This window comes from Abyssicoccus albus, from assembly GCF_003815035.1.
In the GTDB taxonomy this organism is placed as follows: Bacteria; Bacillota; Bacilli; order Staphylococcales; family Abyssicoccaceae; genus Abyssicoccus; species Abyssicoccus albus.
Genome location: NZ_RKRK01000002.1, coordinates 149,722 through 175,574, shown reverse-complemented (window position 1 = coordinate 175,574; position 25,853 = coordinate 149,722). Strand labels below are relative to the sequence as shown.

Here is a 25,853-nt window from a genome sequence, read left to right as displayed (position 1 = left end):
TTTCGCCTCCTTAAAACATTTGATACCCAGATTTCCGTAAATATTTCATCGTAAATCCTGCCGCAATTACACCGAACAAACCACTTGATAACATAATAATATCGGCAAGTTTCATATTGATAAAGCCATCTAATAACGCTTTAAAAGCACTTTGTGTATTGGTGAAATACTCAATCGTATCTATTTTATCGATGATCATCATGACAATAAAAGGATAAATCAATAACATAATCCACGTTTCTTTTAAAACCATATTCAATAAAAATGAAATACCATAAAACAAAACGAAAAACAAAACGACACTAATAATTAATTGGGGTAATGAAATGCCCATCTTAACACATCACTTTCATATAAAATATAGGCCTTATCAAAGTGACAAGGCCTATAAAAATCTTTGAAATTATAATACTTTACCTTTTTTGTATGCTAACAGTGGTCCACCGATTTTGTATATTGCTCTTGTATCGATAACTTTTTTCATAAATGAAGCTTTCTTACCTTGTAAATCTTTGCCCATTACATGTCCTACAGCATCGTTTGGTCCAAGTGAACAAACTGTCCCTTTTTCATCGTAATTAAACTTAGACGTCTTGTCTCCATCTAATACTGCTTTTAAATTTTTCGCTAAGTGATCACCTTGTTGCATTGCAATCTGAGCTGTTGTAGGATAAGGTCGAGCATTCTCACCTTCACCATTCATCACTGCTGAACAATCTCCAATGACGAAAATATTTGGATATCCTTCAATTGATAAGTCATCTTCAACAATGATACGTCCACGTTTAACGCCATCAAATGATGTATCCATTAAAGCATTCCCACGAACACCCGCTGTCCAAATTGCTGTATTCGCTTCGATTGTTTTCTCTTCATCATTCTCTTTTACAACAAAGCCTTGTTCATTCGCTGCAACAATCGGTGTTGCAAGCTTGAATTCTACACCTTTAGATTCAAGTGCATTCACTGCATAATTGACAAGTTCTTCAGAGAACATAGGCAACATCTTAGGCGCCGCTTCGATACAGATTAATTTTACATCTTCAGCATTCACATTGTACTGTGAACATAATTCAGGAACGCGTTCAGCGAGTTCTCCAAGTAATTCAACACCAGTAAATCCAGCACCACCAACGATAATTTTCAAATCATTAGGGTCTTTTACTTCTGATTCACTGTAATGCGCGAAACGCTCTTCGATATGTTGCTTAATCTTACGTGCAGACTCGACATTTGTAATCGACATTGCATGCTCATCCATACCCGTAATTCCAAATGTTTCACTTTCAAAGCCTAATGCCATCACTAAATAATCGAATGAGAATTCACCTTGGGTTGTATTCACTGTTTGATTGTCTTTATCAATTGCAGTGACTTCTGCAGGGACAAATTTAACTTTGCTTGCATCAATTACACTCGTAATTGGATAAATACCTTGTTCATAATTAATTGTTCCTGCAGCTGTTTCATGCAACCACGTTGATTCATAATGGTATGAATTTTTATTAATTAATGTAATCTCACAATCTTGAACTGATACTAATTTTTGTAATTTCACAACGGTTTGTAATCCAGCATATCCCGCACCAAGTACTAATATTTTTTTTCGTTCGAATCCCATTCAATACACCTCATTTTATTATTCTTATTTTCACCATATTTCTCATACATTATAAATTTTATCTGTTTTATGATTTGAATTCAAGCTTATTATTAACAATCTTCAGGAGTACCCGCGACATTTTTCGTTCTAAATGATGTTCCACAACCACATGACGCAATTGCATTTGGGTTGTCGATCGTAAATCCTCCACCCATCATACTTTCTTTGAAGTCGATTATCGTGCCGTTGAGTACTGGTGCATCTGACTTTTTCACAAGTACTTTTACACCATAATATTCTAATATAATATCATCATCAGATGGCTGTTCATCGCCACTCATTTGATACGTTAGTCCTGTACAGCCACCACCAGTTACAGATACTCTTAAATAACCATCTTCAAGATTTTGACTCTTTAATACATCTTTTACCGCAAATGATGCACTCTCTGTTAAAATAATTGCATTTTGTTCAGTCATAATATTCTTCCTTTCTCTCTGTTATTGATCTATTGAATCAATCTTTGAAATAATTTTATCGTATAGACGTTCTGGATTTTGTGCAGCTACTTTTTCTCCCTCGACAAAGGCATACATTGTATTGCTACATAATCCACACTCACTCAAGCATCCATAATCGATGACGTCGACTCTTGGATCTTGTTCAAGTTTTTCAAAAACGGGTCGTGAACCTTTCTCGATATTGGCTGCACACATTTCGACTAATATATACAATCCATCACCTCATTATAGTCTATAGTATAACATTGATTGACATAAGTTATCACTTAATTCATTTTCATGATATTATAGAATTGATACGAAATTGATAGGGGGCATTACAATGAAACGCTTACTTTTACTTGGTGGTGGCTACGGTAATATGCGTATTATGCATAAATTATTACCAAATACATTACCTAAAGATTATGAAATTATTTTGGTCGATGAGAAGCCTTTTCATGGCTTGAAAACAGAATATTATGCACTTGCTGCAGGTACAAAATCTGACAAAGAAGTGAGAATGAGTTTTCCAGAACATGAGCGCTTAAGCTATGTATATGGTGAAGTATCTAATATTGACTTAGACAAACAACTTGTAACCGTTGGTGAAAATCAAGTCGATTATGATATTTTAGTCATTGGTCTTGGTTCTGAAGATAAGTTCCATAACGTACCTGGTGCAAAAGAATATTCTTATACAATTCAACGTATGAATAATGCACGCCGTACACTAAAAATGACGGCTGAATTACCATCAGGTTCAACTGTAGGTGTCGTTGGTGCTGGATTAAGCGGCATAGAAATTGCGAGCGAACTACGTGAAAGTCGTAAAGACATCAACATTAAATTATTCGACCGTGGTGAACGCATCTTACCAGACTTCCCTGCTCGATTGAGTAAATACGTCGAACGTTGGTTTATTGAAAACAATGTTGAAGTCATCCCCCATTCTAATATTACTAAAGTCGATCAAAACAAATTGTACAATAATGAAGAAGCAATTAAAGTCGACGCTTCGATTTGGACTGCCGGAATTCAACCCGTTGAGGTTGTACGAAGTCTTGACATAGAAAAAGCAAAAAGTGGTCGAATCAAAGTCAATCAATACCATCAAATTCCTACGGATGAAAAAGTGTATATTGTTGGAGATTGTGCCGATTTACCATTCCCACCAACGGCCCAAACTGCCGAATTACAAGCAGAACAAATTGTAGATGTATTTAAATATACATGGGCAGACAAAGAATTACCAGGTACGATGCCAAGTCTAAAAGTACAAGGGATGATCGGTTCTCTAGGAAGTAAAGAAGGCTTCGCATACATTAAAGAAACAACCGTAACAGGTCGTATTGCTAGAATTTTAAAATCGGGCGTCTTATGGATGTACAAATTGAATGCTAAATAAACAAAAAGTAGCGAATCATGATTGATCCGCTATTTCTTTTTGTATGAAATGCTTAATTTGCTGGTACTGTATATAACCATCAGCTACTACTTCATCATTGATGACTAACGTTGGATAAAATAGTTCATCCTCATCGATTTGTTGAACGATATAATCATCATAATCTGTAATAATATCATCCTTAGACTGAATATCTTTATAGACATAATTAAAGTCTAAGTCAGGAAAGCTTCGTTGTAATATTGATTGTAGCCATTCATACGTTTCTTTAGATGATGGTGCATTGACACAACTTGCGCACACAACATCTGCACCATATACAACTACATTCATATGCGTCACGATTTGTTCACCCTTTCAACATTTAATAATTGACGTAATTATGTTATATTGTTATATATATTATACTATATATGTTACGCGAATGTGTAATGTTAAAGGAGCATGATAATAATGACAACTGAACAAGATACAATGTTTGAACAAGTTGAACAAGTGCTAGAGAAACTTCGCCCCTTCTTACTTCGAGATGGTGGTGACTGTGAGCTAGTTGCTGTCGATGATGGAATTGTCCAATTACGCTTACTTGGAGCTTGTGGTACATGTCCTAGTTCAACAATCACATTAAAAGCTGGTATTGAACGTGCACTATTAGAAGAAGTCCCTGGCGTTGTTGAAGTAGAGCAAGTATTTTAATCAATTCAATATATAATAAGACACGCGAGATGAATCATCATTCATCTCGCGTGTCTTATTTACTATTACGATAAATATCTATAAATCTATACGTTTTCGGATTATCGATGCAAGAAACCCTACAACTACTGCAACGATAATATCTTTTAATAAAAATGGTAATACTGCCAGTTGGAGCGACTTCATCATTGACGTTTCAGTCCCTGTAATGTAATTCATATTTAAATAAAAGCCAATAAAACCAATGATATAAATTACGATCATTCCAAGCACACTATATAATATTCGAATAACAAGTTGAGTATTCGAATGTTGTAGTCCAGCGACAAAACTCGCAAGTGGATAAGAAATCAAAAATCCAAGTGTTGGGCTTGCAAATGTAGATAGTCCTCCCCCTCCTGCAAAGACAGGGATACCTACAAAGCCTAATAATAAATAAATTACAGAACTTAACGCACCAATCTTTGGCCCAGCAATGGCACCTGCAAGTAAAACGAATGGAACTTGCATCGTAATCGGTACTGGTCCGATTGGGATTCTAATTTGTGCTCCAATTGAAATTAATGCTGCAAATAATGCAACGAATACTAAATCTTTTGCTTTCATATGTATAACTCCTTATCAAATTAGTAAACCTAATTAAAGATTATAGTTTACTAATTGATAAGTGTCAATGTCACTTTACAGAAATTACTTATTGATTGGTGTAATTGGATCTTTACCATCTAATACATTCAAAATATTATCAACACACAGTTGAATCATCTTATCACGCGTATCAACCGTTGCACTACCAATATGTGGTGTCGTCACGATACGGTCTTCTTTTAAGAATGGGTGATCTGTTTTCATTGGTTCTTCTCTAAATACATCAAGTGCCGCACCTTTAATCGATTCAGACTGAATTGCTTCAAGTAAATCTTCTTCGACAACGTGTCCACCACGTCCGATGTTTACAAATAACGCACTCTCTTTCATTTTGTCGAATGTCTCTTTATTAAATTTATCTTTCGTCCCATCATTTAATGGAGCAGTACATACAACAATGTCACTCGATTGAACCAATTCATCAAATTCACAATATTTCGCACCTGTTAACTGTTCAGCTTCGTCATTTCTAGAGCGGTTATGATACAGAACGTTACAATTAAATCCTTGAAGTCTTCTAGCGAATGCAGTACCAATACTACCCATGCCGTATATTCCTACCGTCTTATTGAAAATATCTGTTCCGCTCAATAAGAATGGCGACCAACCTGTCCATTCACCATTTTTCATGAAGTGATCAGCTTCAACGATACGTCTAGCAAGACTCATCATGATACTAAACCCTAGTTCAGCAGTCGTTTCCGTTAATACATCAGGTGTATTTGTGCCGATCACATCGTGTTGTTTAAATGCGTCTAAATCGAAATTGTCATATCCTACGGCAAAATTCGCAACAACCTTTAAATTTTCAGCATTTTCAAGCACTTCGCTGTCAATTTGATCACTCATCATCGTCATCATTGCATCAACATCTTTACTTTGCTCTAATAATGTCTCTCTCGGAATCGCTTTATCGAATTCTTCCCACACAATTACTTCATGACCTTCGCGTAATTGATCAATAAACTTCTCTGGCATATTTCTAGTCACTAAAATTTTACTCATTATAATCCTCCATTCTTTGAATCCAATCATATAATGTATCAACAGTATATGTTGGTTGTATTTCTTTATCTTGAACTTGATTCGTTGAGCTCACACCTGTATTCACATGTAATGTATCTACCGAAGCGTGAATACCTGTTAATATATCTGTATCATAATTATCCCCAACCATCAAAACATCTGTTTGGTCCCATCCATTTAATCTTAATATTTCTAAAATCATTAATTCATTCGGTTTACCGATGCTGATAGGTTCAATACCCGTTGAACTTTGAACGAGTGTTGTCAATGCACCATTACCGGGCATCATTCCACGTTCTGTCGGAATGTTTTTGTCAGGATTCGTTGAAATAAATTTGGCACCATTACGAATGAGTAATGTAGCCTTTGCAAACTTCTCATAAGTCACTTCTCGATCTAATCCGACAATCACCGCATCTACAGATTCACTTTCATCATCAACAATTTGAATATTCGCTGATCGTAACGTATTCTTTAATCCATCTTCACCAATGACAAATACACGCTTCATTTTATGCTGAATTAAGTATTCTTTCGTTGCCATTGCAGAAGTCATCACATGTTTTTCCATTGCTTTAATACCAAAACTTTGCAACTTTTCCGCAACGTCTATCGGTTGTTTCGTTGAGTTATTTGTCAAGAATCGATATGGTATTTCTTTATAATCTAAGTAATCAATGATCTCTTTCGCTCCATCGATTGGTTCATTGCCGTGATACATCGTCCCATCAAGGTCGAATATATAATATTGATATTGTTTCATGACTCACCTTCACCGAATGCATTCACTGGTCCAAGTTCCTGTTCTAAATATTGAATGACTGCTGCTGTGAATGATGTATAAGCATCGATATGCTCTTCAAGTAAAGCATTTAATTCGTCATGCTCAGATTCATATTCTCTTAACAGCCAACGTCTCACGACAAGCATTTCACTTAAATGTTGATGTATCGGTTCATCAATCACTTGTTCAGTCTTCATAATGTCTAACACATCTTGATAACTGCCCGGGTCACGCATAATAAATCCATCAATCATCATATTTCCAATATCAATAGATGATTCAACAAGCATATGTGCGATGCGTTCTGTTTTAAATCTTTCACGTTCTGTCGACTTAAATTGCTCAACTAACTTTTCAATATAGCGAGTCCTTTGGACTAACTTTTCACGATCTACAAAATACATCTTTACCAACTCCTCTTATGTTTATGATAGCATAGATATATATTGATTTAGAAAAGGAATGATACGTTTGATTGATTTCTATTTATACGATGATAGTGAAGATGCAAATATTAGATTTACGAGCTTTGTAGGTGATGAAAGTCGTTATGACTTGGCACTATTACAAACAAACCGTCACTTCGGCAAAACCATTGTCATGAATATGCAGAATAATAAATTTAGTATTATGGGTCGTGATGACTTGAATGAACCCGGTTATATTGAATATAGCTTAGGTGTTAATGAAAACGAAGCGAAAGAAGTTTATGAGTTTTTATCTGAATATATTCATTAAGAAAAGTCCTAATCATTTGATTAGGACTTTAAATATGCATTAAATGTTTTATTTTGTTGAATCAGTGGTTGATCACTCTCCGGTTGCTCTAATGATTCCACTTCTATATTTGTCTCGGTTGTCTCTTCATCAAGAGATATATCATAATCTTTATCATGCGTCGTAAGTCTCTTTAGAATGAAATACGGGCAGTTAAAATTACAATATTCCATCAAATAATCTTGAATCGCAGTTGACTTTTTCATCGCCAATATACCTTTTTTATTTCGCTTATAAAAGCCAGTTAATCGCAACTTATCGTAACCGATATCTCCTAAAATATAATCATATTTATCAAATAAATCTGCCCATTTATCTTCAACATCTTCAAGATTAAATGCACCTTTATAGTTTTCGATTAATTTATATTGATGTTTGTGGATTTTCATCGCACTCATGCATTATTCACCCTGTTCAAGCAACGCATCACCTTTGGCTTGTCTTTCTCTTGATGCTTCGTTCACTTGTTCATCAGCGTGATAAGAACTTCTGACCATAGGACCTGCTTCACAATGCTTGAACCCTTTCTCCATTGCAACTTTACGTAATTTACCGAACTCTAACGGTGAATAGTATTTCTTAACTGGTAAATGTTTACGAGAAGGTTGTAAATATTGACCAATCGTCATGATATCTACATCATTAGCACGTAAATCATCCATCACTTCATAAATTTCTTCAACTGTTTCACCTAATCCAATCATTAAACTAGATTTCGTTGGAATCTCTGGATAAAGTTCTTTCGAACGTCGTAATAACTCTAATGAACGATCATACTTCGCTTTAGCACGTACTCTAGGTGTTAAACTTCTTACTGTTTCTATATTATGATTTAAAATATCCGGTTGTGCGTCCATTAAAATTTTTAAGTTGTCATAACTACCGCCCATGTCAGATGGTAATACTTCAATCGTCGTATATGGATTCATTTCACGAACTTGTCTTACTGTATCGGCGAACACTTCAGCTCCGCCATCTTTTAAGTCATCACGTGCAACAGCAGTGATCACCGCATGTTTTAAGTTCATTTGCTTAACGCTTTCAGCAACACGTCTTGGCTCATCACGATCTAGTTCATTTGGTAATCCCGTCTTTACCGCACAGAAACGACAAGCTCTCGTACAAACTGCTCCTAAAATCATAAACGTCGCAGTACGTCTTTCCGCCCAACATTCGTGAATATTTGGACACTTTGCCTCTTCACAGACTGTGTTTAAGTTTTTCTCACGCATCATCTTCTTTAAGTTTGTATAATTTTTGTTCGTGTTTAATTTTATCTTTAACCAGTCTGGTTTACGAAGGATCTCTTCATTTTTTGTAGCCATCCGTTTCACTCTCCCAAATATGTATTATTATATTGATTTTATCATACGTTCTGTTGATTTCAAACACAGGAAAATCCCTATCCTTTATAATTAGAATATTACGACTATTCAATCCCTACTTTACAACTATGAATTAATGGAGTATGATAACTCTTATTTGTTACTACAATTTTTAAGGAGGTCTATTTAATGAATACTGTATTTATTATTTTGAATTTAATTGTATTCGTCGGTCTAATCATTGGACTTGTTTTATTGGAACATCGTAAGATGAAGTTTTCATACCGTGTCATGATTGGATTAATCATTGGTTTGCTATTTGGAGCATTGTTACAACTATTGTACGGAATGGATAATGAAATATTATCTAAAACTGTGTCATGGATTTCACTTGTTGGGTCAGGCTTTGTTCGCCTACTTCAAATGATCGTGATGCCGTTAATCTTTATCTCAATTCTTGCTGCATTTAGTAAGATGGATGTGACTGAGAAGTTTTTTAAATCTGGTGTAAAGATTATTTCAATATTGCTAGGGACTACAGCAATTTCAGCAATTGTAGGTATTGCCACTGCATTGCTATTTAAATTAGATGCATCAAGCATCAATTTAGGTGACGATGAGAATCAACGCGCTGTCTCTATCGAAGAAAGTGCAAATGAAATGGGAGACTTATCATTACCTGAACAACTTGTATCACTATTACCTTCAAATGCATTCGAAGACTTTGCTGGCATGAGACCTACATCAACGATTGCCGTTGTATTATTTGCTGTATTTATGGGGATTAGCCTCATTAAATTATTGCAAAAAAATAGTGAACATGGAGAGATGGTTCGCTCAATCATTTTAGCAGTAAACGATTGGATTATGGAGCTTGTTAAATTTATTTTGAGATTAACACCATACGGTATTTTAGCAATTATGGCGAATACTGTCGCAACAAGTAACTTTGCAGCATTGAAAGATTTAGGGTTATTTGTCATTGCGTCATACGTTGCATTAATTGGAATGTATCTTATTCACTTACTACTCATTGCTTTAATCGGATTAAGTCCAGTTCGATACTTTAAGAAAACAGCAGAAACATTAATCTTTGCATTCACATCTAGATCAAGTGCCGGTTCATTACCACTTAACATCCAGACCCAACAAAATAGACTTGGTATTCCATCAAGTGTTGCAAACTTTGCTGGAAGCTTCGGATTATCAATTGGTCAAAATGGATGTGCAGGGGTCTATCCATCAATGCTAGCAATTATGGTCGCGCCTGTCGCTGGAGTTGAAGTGAACTTACAATTCATTCTCACTTTAATCGTTGTAACAGTGATCTCATCACTTGGTATCGCAGGTGTAGGTGGTGGTGCAACATTTGCAGCCATCGTTGTATTATCTACAATGAATTTACCTGTTGCATTAGCAGCCGTTCTAATTTCAGTAGAACCACTCATTGATATGGGAAGAACTGCGTTGAACGTAAGTGGTTCAATGTTATCTGGAACAATTACATCGAAAACAGACGGAACATTGAATAAAGAAATATATAATTCAAATCAAATGGATGAACTCACAACACCGAGTATTTAAAATAGTGCTACCAACTAACAACAGGTTAGTTGGTAGTTTCTTCTTTCATCTCTAAAACTACCATTCAAAACACCGATTTAGTTGGTAGTTTCTCTTTTCACTTCTAAAACTACCATTCAAAACTCCGAATTAGTTGGTAGTTTCTCCTTCCATCTCTAAAACTACCATTCAAAACGCCGAATTGGTTGGTAGTTTCTTCTTTTATCTCTAAAACTACCATTCAAAACACCGAATTAGTTGGTAGTTTCTTCTTTCATCTCTAAAACTACCATTCAAAATAACAGGTTAGTTGGTAGTTTTATAAAAATACAACTAATCTACCCACTATAGTTTATACTCAATGTATAGGCTTTCAATTATGTATTAATTTCATTATAATGAAATTAGACTCAAATTTTTCAAAGGAGTGATAATATGTCGCGCGCTAAAGATTACCAAAGTGCTTTTGATATTATCGGTCCCGTGATGATTGGTCCTTCAAGTTCTCATACAGCTGGGGCTGTCAAAATTGGACAAGCTACAAGATCATTATTACATGGAACACCTGAACATATTGTAATACATTACTACGAATCATTTGCCAAAACACACGATGGTCATGGTACGGATCATGCAATTCTTGGTGGATTGTTAGGATATTCAACTTTTGACGAAAGAATTCGTGATGCTATAGAAACTGTGAAATCATTAAATATACCACTTCAAATTATTGAAGAAGAAATTGATTCAATAGGAGATCACCCAAATTGTGCGTTAATTAAATCTCAAATTGGGTCTCGTCGTATTGAGTTAAATGGAATTTCAATTGGTGGCGGTACGATTAAAATAAAAAGTATCGAAATTAATGGATTGATGATTTCACTGGATCATACATTACCATTACTCGTCATTGATGGACATTGCGATCGTAACATTATTGGTGATATGCTTGATGACTTATTCGATATGAATGTACAAATCGAGCAAGAAATTAAATCAATGAATAACGACCAACTGACAATGGCACTTCACCTTGATAGACCAATGTCAGATGAAGCTTACGATGAAATAAAAGAGAAGTATTCACAATTAACTTTTTCTTATATTAGTTAATCGTGTGTTAGGGGGGAAACTATGTTTGATACGATACAAGAAATTATAGATTATTCGAATACGCATCAAAAACCATTACACGAAATTATGATCGAACAAGAGATGCAACTGAGAAATATGTCATACGATGAAGTAATGGCCATGATGCAACACAACTTAGATGTCATGAGAGATGCAGTCATTAAAGGGACAACAGGTGATGGCGTAAAAAGCGTAACAGGTTATACCGGTGGCGATGCTGTTAAGTTAAAGCAATATAATACTGAACATAAAGCATTATCAGGTTCTGATATGATTGAAGCTGTTACTGGTGCAATCGCAACAAATGAAGTAAACGCTGCAATGGGTGTCATTTGTGCCACACCGACTGCTGGTTCGTCTGGTACAATTCCTGGCGTATTATTTAAACTCGAAAAAACGCATGATTTAACGAATGAACAAATGTTACATTTCTTATTTACCGCTTCTATTCTAGGGATGGTCATTGCCAACAATGCAAGTGTATCGGGTGCAATGGGTGGCTGCCAAGCAGAAGTTGGTAGTGCATCTGCCATTGCAAGTGCTGCTGCTGTATCGACATTTGGTGGAACACCTGAACAAGCCGGTCATGCATTGGCGATTAGTTTAAGTAACTTACTTGGGTTAGTTTGCGATCCAGTCGCTGGACTGGTTGAGATTCCATGTATTAACCGAAATGCCATAGGCTCAGGGAATGCATTAATATGTGCTGACTTAGCACTGGCTGGTGTTGAGAGTAAAATTCCTGTCGACGAAGTCATTATGGCGATGGATAAAATTGGACGAAATTTACCAAGAGAATTACGAGAAACAGGACTTGGAGGACTTGCTGGTACACCGACGGGTGAAGAAATAAAACGCAAAATCTTCGGCCCAAAAGCCTAATCATTAACAAAAAATACAGTATCCTTTTGAAATGGATACTGTATTTTTTATACTACATTATACTGTCTTCTTCTTTTTCCTAGGGATTGGCTTATAGAAGAAATATGCAAGTAAAGTCAAAATTATAAGTAATACAATAACAACCGATAAACTGATTAATAAACTCGATGTAAACCCTAATACTACATAACCGATCAATGATACAATTGCTGCAATAATCGCATATGGCATTTGTGTCAAAACGTGTACTATATGGTTACATCCAGCACCAGTCGAACTCAAGATTGTAGAATCTGAAATCGGTGAACAATGATCCCCAAATACACTTCCAGCAAGAACTGCTGCAATGCTTGGGATAATCAGATCAACAGCATCTAATTTCGTCATTATTTCACCTGCGATTGGAATGAGTATTCCAAATGACCCCCAACTCGTTCCAGTTGTTAATGCCATCACACCAGCCACAAAGAAGAATACTGCCAACATAAAGCCAACAGGAATTGATGCTCCGTTAATTATGTTAGCCATTGTATCGCCTGTACCCATTTGAGCGATTAAATCCCCTGTCATCCATGCTAAAGTTAAAATATAGACCGCGGGTAACATTGAACGTACACCGTGAATAAATCCAGTGCCGATATTTTTCGATTCGAATCGGTCTTCTTGTTTAGATTGCTTGAAATAATAAATTAATGCCGCAATCAAACTGACAAGACCACCAACGACAAGTGAATCTGTCACTTTCGTGTTTTCAAAAATTTTAATAAAATCAAATGTATAACCACTCTCTTGATATCCAGTGAAAATAATCATTGTAAATACAGTAATAATTAATAACGTCACTGGTATAATCAAACCTTTATATGTACCGTGTAAAATCGGTAAATCTGCAGCATCCACTTCACCAGGAATATCTAAACTTTCATCGACCAGCGAACCATGATAAATGGCTTCTTTCTCTTTATCTCTCATCATACCGATATCGACTTTGAAGATGATCACAATAAACATCACAACAATCGATGAAATTGCATAAAAATTATATGGAACTGTTTGAATAAATCCGCTAAATGCGCTCATATTCAATTCAGCCGCAATTAATACCGGGGCTATTAATCCCATAATACCTGCACCCCAACTACTAATCGGTGAAATAACACATATCGGTGATGACGTCGTATCGATATAATAACTCAACTTTGCACGAGATACTTTATGTGCATCTGTAATTGGACGAGACACTTGCCCTACAATTAATGCGCTAAAATAATCATCAATAAATACTAACATCCCTAAAATACCAGTGAAAAATTGCGATGCTCGTCTCGTTCTAATACGCTTCAACATCATTTCACTAAAACTTTTCGTTCCACCAGTCATCGTCACAAATGCAATCATACAACCTAATAGTATTAAAAAGATTAAAATATAAGCATTCCATGTATTAATCTCACCATCTGCATAAAAAATACTACTAAACGCACCCCATATGGAACCGATTGTCTCTAAAATATTTCCTTTATTGATGACAATTGAAGTAAGTAAAATACCAACACCTAAACTAAGCAACACTTTACGAGTAAAAACAACAAGCAACAAAATTAACAACGGCGGGATTAGCGTGATGTATTCCCATTCAAAAATATTCATCTTTTCTCTCCTCTCTTTTAAAAACCAACACAAAAAGAGCAATGACAGAATACGTCATTGCTCTACACAAGTATTCCATCCAAATTCTAGCTCACCAATGTTTAATTGACAGTGTATCGTTTGTTAAACTATACCCCAATAAAATGAATACCACATATTCATTTTATTTCGGCTTCATCGCCTTTCAATGCTGAATATTGGCTTGTGGAACCATTCAACATATACTCATCTTTGAAGCAACCTCTAATTATTTTGGATTGGTTATTTAATTAATAGTTAGTATATACAAAATTCATTGCCTTTTCAACCGTTTATTTTGAAGATTGAATATAAGTTCTAAAAATATCTCTTAAAAAGTCCGGTAAATAATAGACCTTATTCATAGACTTAAACTGTGGGATAAACTTACCAAATGTATACATATCAATCGTCGCGATATGATACGTCTGATCATTTTCGATACGTTCGCCTTTGATAAAATATTGTTCGGAGCTACTCATATAGCCGATATTATGGAAATAATACATTCCAAATAAATCGCCTCGAAATCCGAATCCTTTCACTTGTTCATTCTTATACTCATTCTTCAAACAATGTTTAAGGACTTCAATTAATTCATGACCTTTCAATTCAATATCTACCGTATTAATCGGATGAGGCAACATTTTGTGTAAGTCATATTCAGTAAAATCCCCACCGTCGAACCCACGAACAATTAAACCACTATTTAAAATAATTGTATCAGTTTCTGTATATATTCTTACCGCTTCTGCCAACTCGTATAATAATCGATTTGTAGAATATATTCTTCGCTCATAACGATTTAAATCGTTAGAAATTATATTATTTTTTAATAGTTGGCGACCTTTAATATAATATTCATCTTCAACTTTTGCCATATCATCTGTCGTATATAGCAAAGCTTCTATATTCAAAATCCGTCCCTCATCAAAGTGGATTTTCACTTCACCTAAGTATTGTCCGTGTTTACCCGCTGCCGCTTGCATTACGCCATTATGATATTTACCATGTTCAAAACGATGATGAGTATGGGCACCAAGGATTAGATCAATCGATGATAGTTCTTCTGATAATTCATCATCAATCCATTTTCCAAGATGACTTAATACAATGATTGCATCAACTTCATCACGGCGTGATTCAATGATTCGGTTCAATTGACTTTTAGCTTGATCGACAGTCCATCCAAGCGCCTTATAAAATACTGTAAATTCTGCTGTCACTCCAATGAATAGTAACTTCTTTCCTGCGACCTCATGAATGACATAATCGACGATATGATTCGGTTTCACTCCGTATTCATCATGTATATTACAACACGTCACTTTAAATTGTGCTTCATCGTATAATTGATTTAGATCATCATGTGTTAATGTAATACCTTCATTATTGCCGATTGTCGCAATATCAACCCCTGCTTCATTCATCAATTCTATATTCCCTTGACCAAGCGTTGCCTCGGTATATGGGTGACTACGATCGACATGATCCCCTAAATCAACAAAAACTGATGTATTAGGATATTCTTCACGTTTTGATTTCATAAACTCTTTAATTTGTAAGAAATTATTCAGATTACTATGGATATCGTTTGTATGGAAAATATGAATCGTTTGCATATTTTACCTCCTTCAATGAAGTTCAATCCTTACAAGAAATATTTAATGACAGAATATATACCGATTAACAATAACATCATTCGAAGTAATAAGACGATACGTTCAGATGCCATTTTTTTGTTTAACCATGAACCAATTTTTGCACCGATAAATGCTGCAATGATTAGCGTCACGGCATATATCCATACGACATTCCCTTGCATAATATGGCTCGTTGTGCCAGATAAACTTGCAGCAAACACCATCAACATACTCGTTCCGACTGCTAAATGCGGTGGGAATCTAAAGATAATGAGCATCAATGGTGTCATCAACACACCACCGCCGATACCGAACAATCCTGTAAAGAAACCAACAACAAATGTTGATACAATACCAGCAATTACGGGTACACCATATTCAAAAAATTCACCCGTCGGGCTACGATAGGTCGTCATCTGTTTCGGTTGAAACAGCTTCATCGGTTTAAATCGATCACGGAATAACAATATGAATGACACGATAATTAAAAACAGACCAAATACTAAATTAAAACTATCCAATGAGAAAAATTGACTCGTGTATGCGCCGACAAAAGCACCGGGAATGATTCCAATGAGAAATATAATCGCATTCTTAACATCGATTTGGTCGGACTTATAATAGCTAATTGTTGCGGATAATCCAGTAGCAATCAAAATAACGGATGAAGTACCAATGGCTTTTTGAGGTGTCATCATCGGCAAAATGCCAAGTTCAATTCCGAAGAAAATAAGTGACGGAACGATGATAATTCCCCCACCAATACCAACGAGTGAACCGGCGATACTTGCGATGAGCCCAATCAAAATTAACGTAATAATTTGTAGCATCTATATTCTCCTCATTCAAAAAAGTTTCATTTGACGTGGTGCCAAATCCACATATTCGATATTCAAAATATCTATTAATTTTAATGCATTCTTCGCAGCATGTCCCCCTGAATTATTGTTAAAGATCACATATACATCATCATCAACTTGATCGTCTACTGACTGAATATCGTGTGCGAATTGTGTTAATTCTTCTAAATTATAATCATACAAAAACCTCACCGCACGCCAAGCGTCATCTGTCATATCCTTTCGTGTCCAACCTTCATTGTTACGACCGTGAAATCTAAAGAACGCAGATTGTGCAGTAGTCTGTAATTCATAAGGTACATAGCCTTCTCCGACATTCGGTTCATCACATATTGCATGAATCAATTTTTGATGGTTTAAAAAGTTCAACGTATCTTGTTTAACATGTGGTAAAAACCAACTGTGATGTCTAAACTCAATGGCTACTGGCATTCCTTTAAGATTATTCCGAGCAAATATTAAATATTGAATATGTTCTGTACGACAATCAAACCATGGTGGGAATTGCATTAATACAAGACCAAGTCGTGATGATTTTACCAGTGGTTTAACAGACTCGATAAATTGATCAAATAACGCATCATATGTTAATTGTGATTCATCTAAAGTAGAATGTTGCGTCATCCGTCGCTCTGCTTTTACGATAAACTGGAACGAATCTGGTGTTTCACTCATCCATTTATACATATTTCGCTGCGGCTGAATTGCATAAAATGCAGTATCTAATTCAACAATCGGAAAAAATGATGCATAAGTTTTAAGCTTGTCACTTTTACGCATAATATCTTCATACAACAGATCATGATCTGTAAATCCACTGACACCAATTTTAATCATTTTATCACCATTTTTATTTTATCATATGTATCGACATAATTAATTTCATTCATTCCAATATGAATAATTCGTGTTAGAATAAGCTAGAGGTGAAATAGATGACAATACAATTTCTAGACATATCTTTTAAAGATGTACTCAAAAATATAACCGTTGAAATTCCTACTCACCAAATCACTGCAATTGTCGGTCCAAGTGGTGCTGGGAAATCAACATTTCTTAAACACATTAATCGATTAATATCACCCAATTCAGGTGATATTTTAATAGACGGTCAATCGATTGAATCCGTCGACATATTATCACTACGTAAGCGCGTTGGACTAGCTTTCCAAAGTGCACCAATGTTTAATGGAACGATTTATGATAACTTGAATATTCCGATGAAAATCCATCAACAACAGTTAGATAAAGATCGTGCACAGTCATTGCTTGATAAGGTTGACTTATCTCATCTATCCATCGACCAATCAATCAAAAATTTATCCGGTGGAGAAAAGCAAAAGCTTGCCATTGCGAGAACTTTAGTATTAAATCCTGACATATTATTACTTGATGAAATTACATCTAGCCTTGATGTTCATAGTGTTCAGGAGATTGAATTGTTGATTCAAAAATTAAATCAAGAAGATGATAAAACGATATTATGGATTACACATAATTTGCAACAAGCAAAACGGATGAGTCATTACACAATCGTTATGGAAGATGGAGAAGTCGTCGAAGCAGGTCCATTTGATACGTTATCACATCCATTTGTGAAAGGAGAATATTAATATGGATACATTTGCACTGATTGCATCGTATGTCTTTGTGCTAATTCCTATCATTATGAGTGTTGTACTTAAACTGGGCTTAGAGAAAGATGTCATTATTGCTGCGATTCGATCAACGATTCAGTTATTCATTGTCGGATTAATTTTGAAATATGTATTTGATAGTGAACAACTCATTTTCACATTTTTGATGGTGCTTTTAATGATTATCGCGGCAACACAGAATATTATCCAAAAAGACTCTGGTATTCAAGGGATGACGTGGAAAGTATTGACAGCTTTAATTACAGTCGAATTTTTAACGATGTCAATTTTATTATTCTTTAATATCATTCCACTGGAACCGAGATACATTATTCCAATTAGTGGGATGATGATTGGAAACTCGATGGTTTTATCATTGCTATTTTTGAATCGATTCCAAAGTGAAGTAGAACAAGGTCAAGAACAAATAGAACTCATTTTGTCATTTGGAGGCAATCCAAAACAAGCTGTCCATACTCAATTAAAGAACTCGATTAAATCTAGTATGATTCCAACCATTGAAAGTTTAAAAACAGTTGGTCTTGTACAGTTACCAGGAATGATGAGTGGTCAAATCATTGGAGGTGCTGAGCCCATTGTCGCGGTTCAATTCCAATTATTAATCATGTTCTTATTACTTACAGCTGCAACACTTAGTGCTGTCATTGTAGGATTTCTAAGTTATCCGACATTGTTTAATGATCGAATGCAATTTATTAATCTAACTTATCGAAAGGAGTCTTAATATGAAGAAGTATTTTAATTTGAACATTTTAATTTTCACTGTTTTATTTTCACTCGTGTTTAGTTATATTTTGAACATTTTTATCGGTATTCCAATTGGTATTATGTTAGGCATCTTTTTAGCTAACATTGATTTTAAATAAACATCAAAACTGCTTACTCAATGAGTAAGCAGTTTTTTTCTAATTATTAAAACTACAGTTCTACTCATTTCTACCTAATTTGTAGTCTTAAAAATTTTATTTTACGGCATCATATCCTTGTTCTTCGATAATGCCTTTAATTTGATCTAATGTAATATCATCGTCGAATTCAACACCGACTAATCCATCTTCCAAATTGACATCAACAGTATTGACACTTTCTTGTTCTAATAAAGCACCTTTTACGGCTTTCACACAATGATCACATGTCATACCTTCCACTTTAATCACTTTTTCCACATCAATCACCTCCTTTTAAAGTTTTACCCTTTTTAGTCTTAACGCATTCGTCACAACACTTACACTACTCAACGCCATTGCAAGACCTGCAATCCATGGTGCAAGGATTCCAATTGCTGCAATTGGAATTCCTAGTGTATTATACCCAAAGGCCCAAAACAAGTTTTGTTTGATATTTTTAATCGTTTCATGACTCATTTTAATCGCTTTCGGGATGAGCATCAAATCTCCACCCAGAATTGTAATATCTGCAGCTTCAATCGCAATCTCAGTTCCTGTTCCAATTGCAATCCCACTATCAGCAGTTGCAAGGGCTGGTGCATCATTGATACCATCTCCAATCATCGCGACACGTCTACCGTCGGATTGTAAATTAGATATTTTATCCGCTTTCTCTTCAGGCAACACACCTGCAATGACTTCATCTATTCCAACAGATTGGGCGATGGCTTTCGCAGTTAATTCATGATCACCCGTTAGCATAATCACATGAATGCCTTGTGTCTTCAACGTATCGATTGCTTCTTTCGCTTCATCTTTCACCGTATCTGCAACAGCGATTGATCCTACAAATTGCTGATTTATCGCGATCAGCATTTGAGTCTTCCCTTGCGATTCATAGTCAGGCAAATGCTGTTGATCAAATCCAGAGACGCCTATATGATCCATTAACTTTCGGTTCCCAATTAAAACGTGTTCACAATTAACAGATGCTTGAATACCTTTACCTGTTACTGATTCGAAATCATTCACTTCAAGCAATTCAAGATCCAATCGCTTCGCTTCTTCTACGATTGCTTTAGCTAATGGATGTTCTGAATGATTCTCGGCACTCGCAACGAGTTGTAATGTATTATGATCAATATCTAGGTTTGTCACGACTGGCTTTCCGTTTGTAATCGTTCCTGTCTTGTCTAATACAATTGTATCTATAGAATGTAAGTTCTCTAGATGTTCGCCACCTTTAAACAAAATGCCTGCTTCAGCTGCTTTCCCTGTCCCCACCATGATCGATGTAGGCGTTGCAAGTCCTAATGCACATGGACATGCAATTACAAGGACTGATATTGCAGCGACAAGTGCGGGTTCAAATTGTCCTGAATTGACAACAAAATACCATATGATAAATGTCATCACTGCAATCCCAATGACAATCGGTACAAAGTATCCAGAAATCACATCCGCTAATCGTTGAATATTTGCCTTAGAACCTTGTGCATCCTCGACAACTTTAACGATTGAAGCAAGTGCTGTGTCTTGACCGACCTTTGTTGCACGAAGTTCAACACGACCAGACTGATTGATCGTTGCACCAATTAACTCATCATCTACACCTTTCTCAATCGGTAATGATTCTCCGGTTAACATCGATTCATCGACAACCGTTTCTCCATTTACAATAATACCATCGACAGGTATTTTCTCTCCGGGTTTAATGATCAACCGATCTCCTTCGACCACTTCATCTACGCCAATCATCATTTCTTGACCATCACGTATCACACGTGCATCTTTCGCCTGTAGATTTAATAAACTTGTTAATGCATTCGATGTTTGAGTTTTCGCACGGGCTTCTAAATATTTACCGAATAAAATTAACGTAATCAACACGGCACTTGTTTCAAAGTACAAGTGCGGTGTATATCCATCAATCATGACATACTTTATTGTTTCATAGATGCTGTAAAAGTATGCTGCACTTGTACCGAGTGCAACGAGTACATCCATATTCGCGCCACCTGTACGCAAGTTTTTGTATGCACCGACATAAAATTGCCATCCGATAATAAACTGAACTGGTGTCGCAAATACCAATTGAAACCATGGATTCATAAAAATACTTGGTAAGTGCACATTAAACAAATGAACAAGCATCGTGAGTAATAGAGGGAATGATAATAGTGCTGAAATCAGTACTTTATTGCGCTTTCTCTTCAATGACTTGAGTTTACGATCTGAGTCATCATGAGCTTGTTCTATAGGTGTTGCATCATACCCTAACGATTGAATTCGTTCAATGATCGTTGCCGTATTTGTCGTATTCGTATAATAATTAATCGTCGCTTTCTCAGTCGATAGATTGACGACTGCTTCTTTAATCGTCGAATCTTTATTCAATACTTTCTCAATACGATTCGAACATGCTGCACACGTCATCTGATGTACATTTAACTCTAACTCTGTCGTTTGTACGTTATACCCTAATTTTTGTACAGTTTGAACCGCCTGTTCAAGTGTTGCATCTTCGGTCAATTCAACCATGGCTTTTTCGGTCGATAAATTAACTTGCGCATCCATGCCTTGTTGTTTATTCAACATCTTTTCAATTCTATTCGAACACGCTGCACACGTCATCCCTTCAATATTTAACGTATAAGCTTCACTCATTGATTTCACACCTTCCTATTTGTTGAATTGTTTCAATACCGTCATGAGTTCTTGAATACTCTCATCACCTTCACCATTCTGGATCGCATGCGTTACACAGTGTTGAATATGCTTCTCTGTCACTTGGAATCCAACATTTTTTAGTGCGGATTGAATGGCACTCAGCTGGATTAAAATATCAATACAATAACGGTCATCTTCGACCATTTTCTGCACACCACGAACTTGTCCTTCAATACGTTTCAATCGATTTAATGTTCTTTGAATATCTTCCTTAGGCGTCTCAGTCACTGGTGCATCTCTTAATGTTTCATCACACTTCATAAAATACCCCCATCACGTATTATTTATATTTTTATAATACCCTATATAGGTATTATTGTCAAGAAAAAAAGACCATACTAATATGTATGGTCCTCGCCTTGTATAAATTGAAGTTCATAAATCTCTTTGTCATTGAATGAATAGAAGTTATCAATTCTCGCATTAAAATCAACTGTTTTAGTTTTTTTACTCAAGTAATTATTATAATCAATACGAACTCTTAGCTTTGTTTTGTAGAATTGGTTTTTCAACGCATGTTCTAATTCTTCGTATACGCCTTGGTTAATCGGTAATAAATACGCATCATTACTCGGTAAAATATTCAAATATTTATTTTGTAATTCATTCTCACCATCAATATACATTGAGATACTTACGTTCCGTGCAGCACCACCACCCATATTGGATAGCTTAATATAATCAACAAACCGTTGCGGGTTATCTTCATTCGCATTTTTTAACTTTAATTCACCATCGACGTCTTCAAGAATTGTTTGGTTGAACCCAATCGACGGCATATATGATATTCTCATTTGAAAAATTTGAATCGATACAGAAATAAAATAAATCGTTGCCATAATAAATGTTCCAATCGAACCGATTGCACTGATCCAATCAATCATCGTAGCTCATCCTTTCATCCATATTAACGTATTCCACATTTAATCTATGATAAAACAAAAAGACCAGCCTCAGCTGGTCTTTCATTAAGGGTATAGGATAGTATTATCCTATAGATCCTTCCATTTCAAATTTGATTAATCGGTTCATCTCAACCGCGTATTCCATTGGTAACTCTTTCGTGAATGGTTCGATGAAGCCCATAACAATCATTTCTGTCGCTTCTTCTTCACCAATTCCACGGCTCATTAAGTAGAATAATTGCTCTTCTGATACTTTAGACACTTTCGCTTCGTGTTCTAATGAGATGTTGTCATTTAGAATTTCATTATATGGAATTGTATCTGAAGTTGATTCATTATCCATAATTAACGTATCACATTCAATGTTAGAGCGTGCACCTTCTGCTTTACGTCCGAAGTGAACGATACCACGGTAACTTACTTTACCACCATTTTTCGAGATCGACTTCGATACAATCGTAGAAGATGTATTTGGTGCTAAGTGAATCATTTTGGCACCAGCATCTTGATGTTGACCTTTACTTGCTAAGGCAATAGATAATGTCATACCACGTGCACCTTCACCCATTAATAGGCATGATGGATATTTCATCGTTAATTTAGAACCGATATTTCCATCAACCCATTCCATTGTACCGTTTTCTAATACTTTAGTACGTTTTGTCACTAAGTTATAAACATTGTTTGCCCAGTTTTGGATTGTTGTATAACGACAATACGCATCTTTTTTAACGATAATCTCAACAACTGCTGAGTGTAATGAATTTGTCGTATAGACCGGTGCTGTACATCCTTCGACATAATGTACGCTTGCCCCTTCATCGACGATAATTAATGTACGTTCAAATTGACCCATGTTTTCAGAGTTAATTCTGAAGTATGCTTGTAATGGTGTATCAAGCTTCACGCCTGGTGGGCAATAAATAAATGATCCACCTGACCATACTGCTGAATTCAACGCTGCAAACTTATTATCAGATGAAGGAATAACGCTTGCCCAGTGTTCTTTGAATAACTCTTCGTTTTCACGAAGTGCTGAATCAGTATCTTTAAAGATGACACCTTTATCTTCTAAATCTTGCTCCATATTGTGATACACAACTTCTGATTCATATTGTGCTGATACCCCAGCTAAGTATTTTTGCTCAGCTTCTGGGATTCCTAATTTATCAAATGTTTGCTTAATTTCCTCTGGTACTTCGTCCCATGAACGTTCCGCACGATCACTTGGTTTAACGTAGTACGTAATTTCATCAAAGTTCAATTCTGATAAATCGCCACCCCACATTGGCATTGGCATTTTATAAAATTGGTCTAATGATTTCAATCTGAAATCTAACATCCATTGTGGTTCTTCTTTCATCTCTGAAATTTTGCGAACGATATCTTCAGTTAATCCACGTTCCGATCTAAATAATGATACGTCTTCATCGTGGAAACCATATTTATAATCTCCTACATCTGGTGCTTGTTTAGCCATTTAAATCACTCCTCTTCATTTTCTGTGCCTTTTTCAAGGGCTTTCCATGCTAATGTTGCACATTTAATTCTCGCTGGGAATTGTGATACACCACTCAGTGCCTCTATATCTCCCATATCCTCTGTGATTTCGTAATCTTCTCCAAGCATCATGTTAGAAAATTGTTGACTCATCTCTAATGCACGTTCAACAGTTTGACCCTTCACCGTTTCGGTCATCATCGATGCACTTGACATCGAGATAGAACAGCCTTCGCCATCAAACTTTGCATCTTCTATAATATCATCTTTAACATTCATTGTAAGGCGAATGCTATCACCACATGTCGGATTATTCAAATCAACAGTCAAAGTTCCATCATCAATTTGCCCTTTATTACGTGGATTCTTATAATGATCCATAATCACCGAACGATACAATTGGTCTAAGTTTCCCATACTCATGCGAAAAACTCCTTCGTCTTCTTTAATGCTTCAACAAACGTGTCAATCTCTTCTTTCGTATTGTATAAATAGAAGCTTGCACGTGCTGTTGACGATACGTTCAACCATTTCATTAACGGTTGCGCACAATGATGGCCTGCTCGAACAGCAATCCCTTCGGTATCTAACACGGTCGCTAAATCATGAGGATGCACTCCGTCTAAATTGAATGTAATCAGACCAGCACGTTCATCTTTACCCGGCCCGTAAATTTCCAATCCATCGATTGCAGCCATTTGGTCGTATGCATATCGTACGAGCTCTGTTTCATGCTGATGAATGTCATCCATACCGATTTCATTTAAATAATCAATCGCGGCATGAAGTCCTATCGCTTCGGCAATCATTGGTGTGCCTGCTTCGAATTTAACAGGTAAGTCAGTCCATGTCGATTCATGCAATCCAACATAGTCTATCATATCTCCACCGTATTCTATCGGTTGCATTTTATTTAAGATTGATTTCTTACCATATAATACACCGATGCCTGTTGGTCCGAGCATTTTATGACTACTAAATGCATAGAAGTCACAGTCCAGTGCTTGAACGTCGACCTTCATATGTGGCACACCTTGTGCACCATCAACAAGTATATATGCTCCATGCTCATGTGCAATCTGTGCTACCGTCTTCACGTCATTGATTGTTCCAAGGACATTCGATACGTGCGTAATTGCGACGAGTTTCGTTTGATCTGTAATCGTCTCTTCCATCGCTTGTTTCGTAATCGTACCATCCTCACTTAAAGGGATGAACTTTAACTTGGCATTCGTACGAATCGCAAGTTGTTGCCAAGGGACAAAATTTGCATGGTGCTCCATTTCAGTGATGACAATCTCATCACCAGCTTCAATGAAGTCACGTTCATAGCTTGATGCAACAAGATTAATCGCAGCTGTCGTACCTCTAGTAAAAACAATTTCACCGAAATGCTTTGCGTTAATAAATTGTTGAACTGCCGTTCTCGCATTTTCATAGCCATCTGTCGCTTTCGTTCCGAGTGTGTGCACACCACGGTGAACATTCGAGTTATATTGTAAATAATAGTCGCTCATACGGTCGATGACTGCTGTTGGACTCTGACTCGTCGCTGACGTATCTAAATAGACCAGTGGATGGTTATTCACTTGTTGGTCTAGAATTTTGAAGTCTTGACGTATTTTATTAATATCCATCAACTCATCCTAACTTTTA

Annotated in this window: 31 protein-coding genes and 1 riboswitch; of the genes, 9 read left to right on the top strand and 22 right to left on the bottom strand. The window is 36.0% G+C overall.

Annotated elements, in window-relative coordinates; all coding sequences use genetic code 11:
• Window positions 1-10: 10 nt before the first annotated feature.
• The 4 genes from EDD62_RS00920 to EDD62_RS00905 all read right to left on the bottom strand — a co-directional run bounded on the left by EDD62_RS00920 (window position 11) and on the right by EDD62_RS00905 (window position 2,337).
• On the bottom strand, window positions 11-334 hold the full coding sequence (locus tag EDD62_RS00920) for a YuiB family protein (RefSeq protein WP_123807184.1): 324 nt from the start codon (window positions 332-334) through the stop codon (window positions 11-13).
• 69 nt (window positions 335-403) lie between these two features.
• Entirely contained in the window at window positions 404-1,621 is a 1,218-nt protein-coding gene (locus EDD62_RS00915) for an NAD(P)/FAD-dependent oxidoreductase (RefSeq protein ID WP_077140696.1), read from the bottom strand.
• Window positions 1,622-1,713: 92 nt separating this feature from the next.
• Window positions 1,714-2,082 (bottom strand): HesB/IscA family protein, encoded by a 369-nt coding sequence (locus tag EDD62_RS00910; RefSeq protein WP_123807183.1) that lies wholly within the window; start codon window positions 2,080-2,082, stop codon window positions 1,714-1,716.
• 21 nt (window positions 2,083-2,103) lie between these two features.
• Window positions 2,104-2,337 (bottom strand): YuzB family protein, encoded by a 234-nt coding sequence (locus tag EDD62_RS00905; protein WP_123807182.1) that lies wholly within the window; start codon window positions 2,335-2,337, stop codon window positions 2,104-2,106.
• Between the two features lie 109 nt (window positions 2,338-2,446).
• Here EDD62_RS00905 and EDD62_RS00900 point away from each other — a divergent pair, with 109 nt between their 5' ends.
• Window positions 2,447-3,511: an NAD(P)/FAD-dependent oxidoreductase gene (locus tag EDD62_RS00900; protein WP_123807181.1), complete on the top strand. Its 1,065-nt coding sequence runs from the start codon at window positions 2,447-2,449 to the stop codon at window positions 3,509-3,511.
• Window positions 3,512-3,526: 15 nt separating this feature from the next.
• Here the strand turns inward: EDD62_RS00900 and EDD62_RS00895 are convergent, their stop codons facing one another.
• Window positions 3,527-3,853, bottom strand: a complete 327-nt coding sequence (locus EDD62_RS00895) for a DUF1462 family protein (RefSeq protein WP_077140699.1) — start codon at window positions 3,851-3,853, stop codon at window positions 3,527-3,529.
• 111 nt (window positions 3,854-3,964) lie between these two features.
• On the opposite strand from EDD62_RS00895, the gene EDD62_RS00890 reads away from it, so the two are divergent.
• Window positions 3,965-4,207: a NifU family protein gene (locus EDD62_RS00890; RefSeq protein WP_077140700.1), complete on the top strand. Its 243-nt coding sequence runs from the start codon at window positions 3,965-3,967 to the stop codon at window positions 4,205-4,207.
• A 78-nt stretch (window positions 4,208-4,285) separates the two neighbouring features.
• Here the strand turns inward: EDD62_RS00890 and EDD62_RS00885 are convergent, their stop codons facing one another.
• From EDD62_RS00885 to EDD62_RS00870, 4 genes are all read right to left on the bottom strand, one after another.
• Window positions 4,286-4,813, bottom strand: coding sequence for a biotin transporter BioY (locus tag EDD62_RS00885; RefSeq protein ID WP_077140701.1), 528 nt, complete (start codon window positions 4,811-4,813; stop codon window positions 4,286-4,288).
• 84 nt (window positions 4,814-4,897) lie between these two features.
• Window positions 4,898-5,860, bottom strand: a complete 963-nt coding sequence (locus EDD62_RS00880) for a 2-hydroxyacid dehydrogenase (RefSeq protein ID WP_123807180.1) — start codon at window positions 5,858-5,860, stop codon at window positions 4,898-4,900.
• Window positions 5,853-6,644 carry a TIGR01457 family HAD-type hydrolase gene (locus tag EDD62_RS00875; RefSeq protein ID WP_123807179.1) on the bottom strand — a complete coding sequence of 264 codons (792 nt, stop codon included), beginning with the start codon at window positions 6,642-6,644 and terminating at the stop codon, window positions 5,853-5,855. Before EDD62_RS00875 ends, EDD62_RS00880 begins: the two co-directional genes overlap by 8 nt.
• Window positions 6,641-7,069: a DUF86 domain-containing protein gene (locus tag EDD62_RS00870; protein WP_077140704.1), complete on the bottom strand. Its 429-nt coding sequence runs from the start codon at window positions 7,067-7,069 to the stop codon at window positions 6,641-6,643. The genes EDD62_RS00875 and EDD62_RS00870 overlap by 4 nt, the downstream gene beginning before the upstream one ends.
• A gap of 67 nt (window positions 7,070-7,136) precedes the next feature.
• Between EDD62_RS00870 and EDD62_RS00865 the strand changes: the two genes are divergently transcribed.
• Window positions 7,137-7,403, top strand: coding sequence for a DUF3055 domain-containing protein (locus tag EDD62_RS00865; RefSeq protein WP_123807768.1), 267 nt, complete (start codon window positions 7,137-7,139; stop codon window positions 7,401-7,403).
• A gap of 20 nt (window positions 7,404-7,423) precedes the next feature.
• Here the strand turns inward: EDD62_RS00865 and EDD62_RS00860 are convergent, their stop codons facing one another.
• Entirely contained in the window at window positions 7,424-7,840 is a 417-nt protein-coding gene (locus tag EDD62_RS00860; protein WP_123807178.1) for a YutD family protein, read from the bottom strand.
• Window positions 7,841-7,843: 3 nt separating this feature from the next.
• Window positions 7,844-8,767 (bottom strand): lipoyl synthase, encoded by a 924-nt coding sequence (gene lipA, locus EDD62_RS00855; protein WP_077140707.1) that lies wholly within the window; start codon window positions 8,765-8,767, stop codon window positions 7,844-7,846.
• A gap of 189 nt (window positions 8,768-8,956) precedes the next feature.
• Between lipA and EDD62_RS00850 the strand changes: the two genes are divergently transcribed.
• The 3 genes from EDD62_RS00850 (at window position 8,957) to sdaAA (ending at window position 12,346) form a co-directional block, all read left to right on the top strand.
• A complete protein-coding gene (locus EDD62_RS00850; RefSeq protein WP_077140708.1) occupies window positions 8,957-10,351 on the top strand; it encodes an L-cystine transporter in 1,395 nt (464 codons plus the stop codon).
• A gap of 414 nt (window positions 10,352-10,765) precedes the next feature.
• On the top strand, window positions 10,766-11,443 hold the full coding sequence (locus tag EDD62_RS00845) for a serine dehydratase beta chain (RefSeq protein ID WP_077140709.1): 678 nt from the start codon (window positions 10,766-10,768) through the stop codon (window positions 11,441-11,443).
• A gap of 21 nt (window positions 11,444-11,464) precedes the next feature.
• Window positions 11,465-12,346, top strand: coding sequence for an L-serine ammonia-lyase, iron-sulfur-dependent, subunit alpha (gene sdaAA / locus EDD62_RS00840; RefSeq protein WP_077140710.1), 882 nt, complete (start codon window positions 11,465-11,467; stop codon window positions 12,344-12,346).
• Window positions 12,347-12,403: 57 nt separating this feature from the next.
• Here the strand turns inward: sdaAA and EDD62_RS00835 are convergent, their stop codons facing one another.
• The 4 genes from EDD62_RS00835 to EDD62_RS00820 form a co-directional block, all read right to left on the bottom strand.
• A complete protein-coding gene (locus tag EDD62_RS00835; protein WP_123807177.1) occupies window positions 12,404-13,996 on the bottom strand; it encodes a Na+/H+ antiporter NhaC family protein in 1,593 nt (530 codons plus the stop codon).
• A gap of 79 nt (window positions 13,997-14,075) precedes the next feature.
• A riboswitch (Lysine riboswitch) is annotated at window positions 14,076-14,250 on the bottom strand.
• A 57-nt stretch (window positions 14,251-14,307) separates the two neighbouring features.
• Window positions 14,308-15,636, bottom strand: a complete 1,329-nt coding sequence (locus EDD62_RS00830; RefSeq protein WP_123807176.1) for a bifunctional metallophosphatase/5'-nucleotidase — start codon at window positions 15,634-15,636, stop codon at window positions 14,308-14,310.
• Window positions 15,637-15,665: 29 nt separating this feature from the next.
• Window positions 15,666-16,487, bottom strand: coding sequence for a sulfite exporter TauE/SafE family protein (locus EDD62_RS00825; RefSeq protein ID WP_123807175.1), 822 nt, complete (start codon window positions 16,485-16,487; stop codon window positions 15,666-15,668).
• A gap of 15 nt (window positions 16,488-16,502) precedes the next feature.
• The gene (locus EDD62_RS00820) at window positions 16,503-17,354 is read right to left on the bottom strand and encodes a DUF72 domain-containing protein (protein WP_123807174.1); all 852 of its coding nucleotides are present in this window, start codon (window positions 17,352-17,354) and stop codon (window positions 16,503-16,505) included.
• Between the two features lie 98 nt (window positions 17,355-17,452).
• On the opposite strand from EDD62_RS00820, the gene EDD62_RS00815 reads away from it, so the two are divergent.
• From EDD62_RS00815 to EDD62_RS09150, 3 genes are read left to right on the top strand one after another with little or no spacing between them, the layout of a single operon-like run.
• A complete protein-coding gene (locus EDD62_RS00815; RefSeq protein WP_077140715.1) occupies window positions 17,453-18,130 on the top strand; it encodes an ABC transporter ATP-binding protein in 678 nt (225 codons plus the stop codon).
• Between the two features lies 1 nt (window position 18,131).
• Window positions 18,132-18,899 (top strand): ABC transporter permease, encoded by a 768-nt coding sequence (locus EDD62_RS00810; RefSeq protein ID WP_077140716.1) that lies wholly within the window; start codon window positions 18,132-18,134, stop codon window positions 18,897-18,899.
• Window position 18,900: 1 nt separating this feature from the next.
• Window positions 18,901-19,041, top strand: a complete 141-nt coding sequence (locus EDD62_RS09150) for a hypothetical protein (RefSeq protein ID WP_161485379.1) — start codon at window positions 18,901-18,903, stop codon at window positions 19,039-19,041.
• A 96-nt stretch (window positions 19,042-19,137) separates the two neighbouring features.
• Here EDD62_RS09150 and EDD62_RS00805 read toward each other — a convergent pair whose 3' ends face one another.
• From EDD62_RS00805 to EDD62_RS00775, 7 genes are all read right to left on the bottom strand, one after another.
• Window positions 19,138-19,341, bottom strand: coding sequence for a copper ion binding protein (locus tag EDD62_RS00805; RefSeq protein WP_123807173.1), 204 nt, complete (start codon window positions 19,339-19,341; stop codon window positions 19,138-19,140).
• Window positions 19,342-19,356: 15 nt separating this feature from the next.
• Entirely contained in the window at window positions 19,357-21,729 is a 2,373-nt protein-coding gene (locus EDD62_RS00800; RefSeq protein WP_123807172.1) for a heavy metal translocating P-type ATPase, read from the bottom strand.
• 15 nt (window positions 21,730-21,744) lie between these two features.
• Window positions 21,745-22,053, bottom strand: coding sequence for a metal-sensing transcriptional repressor (locus tag EDD62_RS00795; RefSeq protein WP_123807171.1), 309 nt, complete (start codon window positions 22,051-22,053; stop codon window positions 21,745-21,747).
• A gap of 77 nt (window positions 22,054-22,130) precedes the next feature.
• Window positions 22,131-22,676, bottom strand: coding sequence for a hypothetical protein (locus EDD62_RS00790; protein ID WP_123807170.1), 546 nt, complete (start codon window positions 22,674-22,676; stop codon window positions 22,131-22,133).
• Window positions 22,677-22,779: 103 nt separating this feature from the next.
• Entirely contained in the window at window positions 22,780-24,177 is a 1,398-nt protein-coding gene (gene sufB / locus EDD62_RS00785; protein ID WP_077140721.1) for a Fe-S cluster assembly protein SufB, read from the bottom strand.
• A 5-nt stretch (window positions 24,178-24,182) separates the two neighbouring features.
• Window positions 24,183-24,620: a Fe-S cluster assembly sulfur transfer protein SufU gene (gene sufU / locus EDD62_RS00780; protein WP_123807169.1), complete on the bottom strand. Its 438-nt coding sequence runs from the start codon at window positions 24,618-24,620 to the stop codon at window positions 24,183-24,185.
• Window positions 24,617-25,834, bottom strand: coding sequence for a cysteine desulfurase (locus EDD62_RS00775; RefSeq protein ID WP_123807168.1), 1,218 nt, complete (start codon window positions 25,832-25,834; stop codon window positions 24,617-24,619). Before EDD62_RS00775 ends, sufU begins: the two co-directional genes overlap by 4 nt.
• Window positions 25,835-25,853 lie beyond the last annotated feature (19 nt).

Bases quoted from the DNA above. Each gene is read 5' to 3' on its own strand.
- EDD62_RS00920 (WP_123807184.1), bottom strand. From the start codon at position 334: ATGGGCATTTCATTACCCCAATTAATTATTAGTGTCGTTTTGTTTTTC.
- EDD62_RS00915 (WP_077140696.1), bottom strand. From the start codon at position 1,621: ATGGGATTCGAACGAAAAAAAATATTAGTACTTGGTGCGGGATATGCT.
- EDD62_RS00910 (WP_123807183.1), bottom strand. From the start codon at position 2,082: ATGACTGAACAAAATGCAATTATTTTAACAGAGAGTGCATCATTTGCG.
- EDD62_RS00900 (WP_123807181.1), top strand. From the start codon at position 2,447: ATGAAACGCTTACTTTTACTTGGTGGTGGCTACGGTAATATGCGTATT.
- EDD62_RS00890 (WP_077140700.1), top strand. From the start codon at position 3,965: ATGACAACTGAACAAGATACAATGTTTGAACAAGTTGAACAAGTGCTA.
- EDD62_RS00885 (WP_077140701.1), bottom strand. From the start codon at position 4,813: ATGAAAGCAAAAGATTTAGTATTCGTTGCATTATTTGCAGCATTAATT.
- EDD62_RS00880 (WP_123807180.1), bottom strand. From the start codon at position 5,860: ATGAGTAAAATTTTAGTGACTAGAAATATGCCAGAGAAGTTTATTGAT.
- EDD62_RS00875 (WP_123807179.1), bottom strand. From the start codon at position 6,644: ATGAAACAATATCAATATTATATATTCGACCTTGATGGGACGATGTAT.
- EDD62_RS00870 (WP_077140704.1), bottom strand. From the start codon at position 7,069: ATGTATTTTGTAGATCGTGAAAAGTTAGTCCAAAGGACTCGCTATATT.
- EDD62_RS00860 (WP_123807178.1), bottom strand. From the start codon at position 7,840: ATGAGTGCGATGAAAATCCACAAACATCAATATAAATTAATCGAAAAC.
- lipA (WP_077140707.1), bottom strand. From the start codon at position 8,767: ATGGCTACAAAAAATGAAGAGATCCTTCGTAAACCAGACTGGTTAAAG.
- EDD62_RS00850 (WP_077140708.1), top strand. From the start codon at position 8,957: ATGAATACTGTATTTATTATTTTGAATTTAATTGTATTCGTCGGTCTA.
- EDD62_RS00845 (WP_077140709.1), top strand. From the start codon at position 10,766: ATGTCGCGCGCTAAAGATTACCAAAGTGCTTTTGATATTATCGGTCCC.
- sdaAA (WP_077140710.1), top strand. From the start codon at position 11,465: ATGTTTGATACGATACAAGAAATTATAGATTATTCGAATACGCATCAA.
- EDD62_RS00835 (WP_123807177.1), bottom strand. From the start codon at position 13,996: ATGAATATTTTTGAATGGGAATACATCACGCTAATCCCGCCGTTGTTA.
- EDD62_RS00830 (WP_123807176.1), bottom strand. From the start codon at position 15,636: ATGCAAACGATTCATATTTTCCATACAAACGATATCCATAGTAATCTG.
- EDD62_RS00825 (WP_123807175.1), bottom strand. From the start codon at position 16,487: ATGCTACAAATTATTACGTTAATTTTGATTGGGCTCATCGCAAGTATC.
- EDD62_RS00820 (WP_123807174.1), bottom strand. From the start codon at position 17,354: ATGATTAAAATTGGTGTCAGTGGATTTACAGATCATGATCTGTTGTAT.
- EDD62_RS00815 (WP_077140715.1), top strand. From the start codon at position 17,453: ATGACAATACAATTTCTAGACATATCTTTTAAAGATGTACTCAAAAAT.
- EDD62_RS00810 (WP_077140716.1), top strand. From the start codon at position 18,132: ATGGATACATTTGCACTGATTGCATCGTATGTCTTTGTGCTAATTCCT.
- EDD62_RS09150 (WP_161485379.1), top strand. From the start codon at position 18,901: ATGAAGAAGTATTTTAATTTGAACATTTTAATTTTCACTGTTTTATTT.
- EDD62_RS00800 (WP_123807172.1), bottom strand. From the start codon at position 21,729: ATGAGTGAAGCTTATACGTTAAATATTGAAGGGATGACGTGTGCAGCG.
- EDD62_RS00795 (WP_123807171.1), bottom strand. From the start codon at position 22,053: ATGAAGTGTGATGAAACATTAAGAGATGCACCAGTGACTGAGACGCCT.
- EDD62_RS00790 (WP_123807170.1), bottom strand. From the start codon at position 22,676: ATGATTGATTGGATCAGTGCAATCGGTTCGATTGGAACATTTATTATG.
- sufB (WP_077140721.1), bottom strand. From the start codon at position 24,177: ATGGCTAAACAAGCACCAGATGTAGGAGATTATAAATATGGTTTCCAC.
- sufU (WP_123807169.1), bottom strand. From the start codon at position 24,620: ATGAGTATGGGAAACTTAGACCAATTGTATCGTTCGGTGATTATGGAT.
- EDD62_RS00775 (WP_123807168.1), bottom strand. From the start codon at position 25,834: ATGGATATTAATAAAATACGTCAAGACTTCAAAATTCTAGACCAACAA.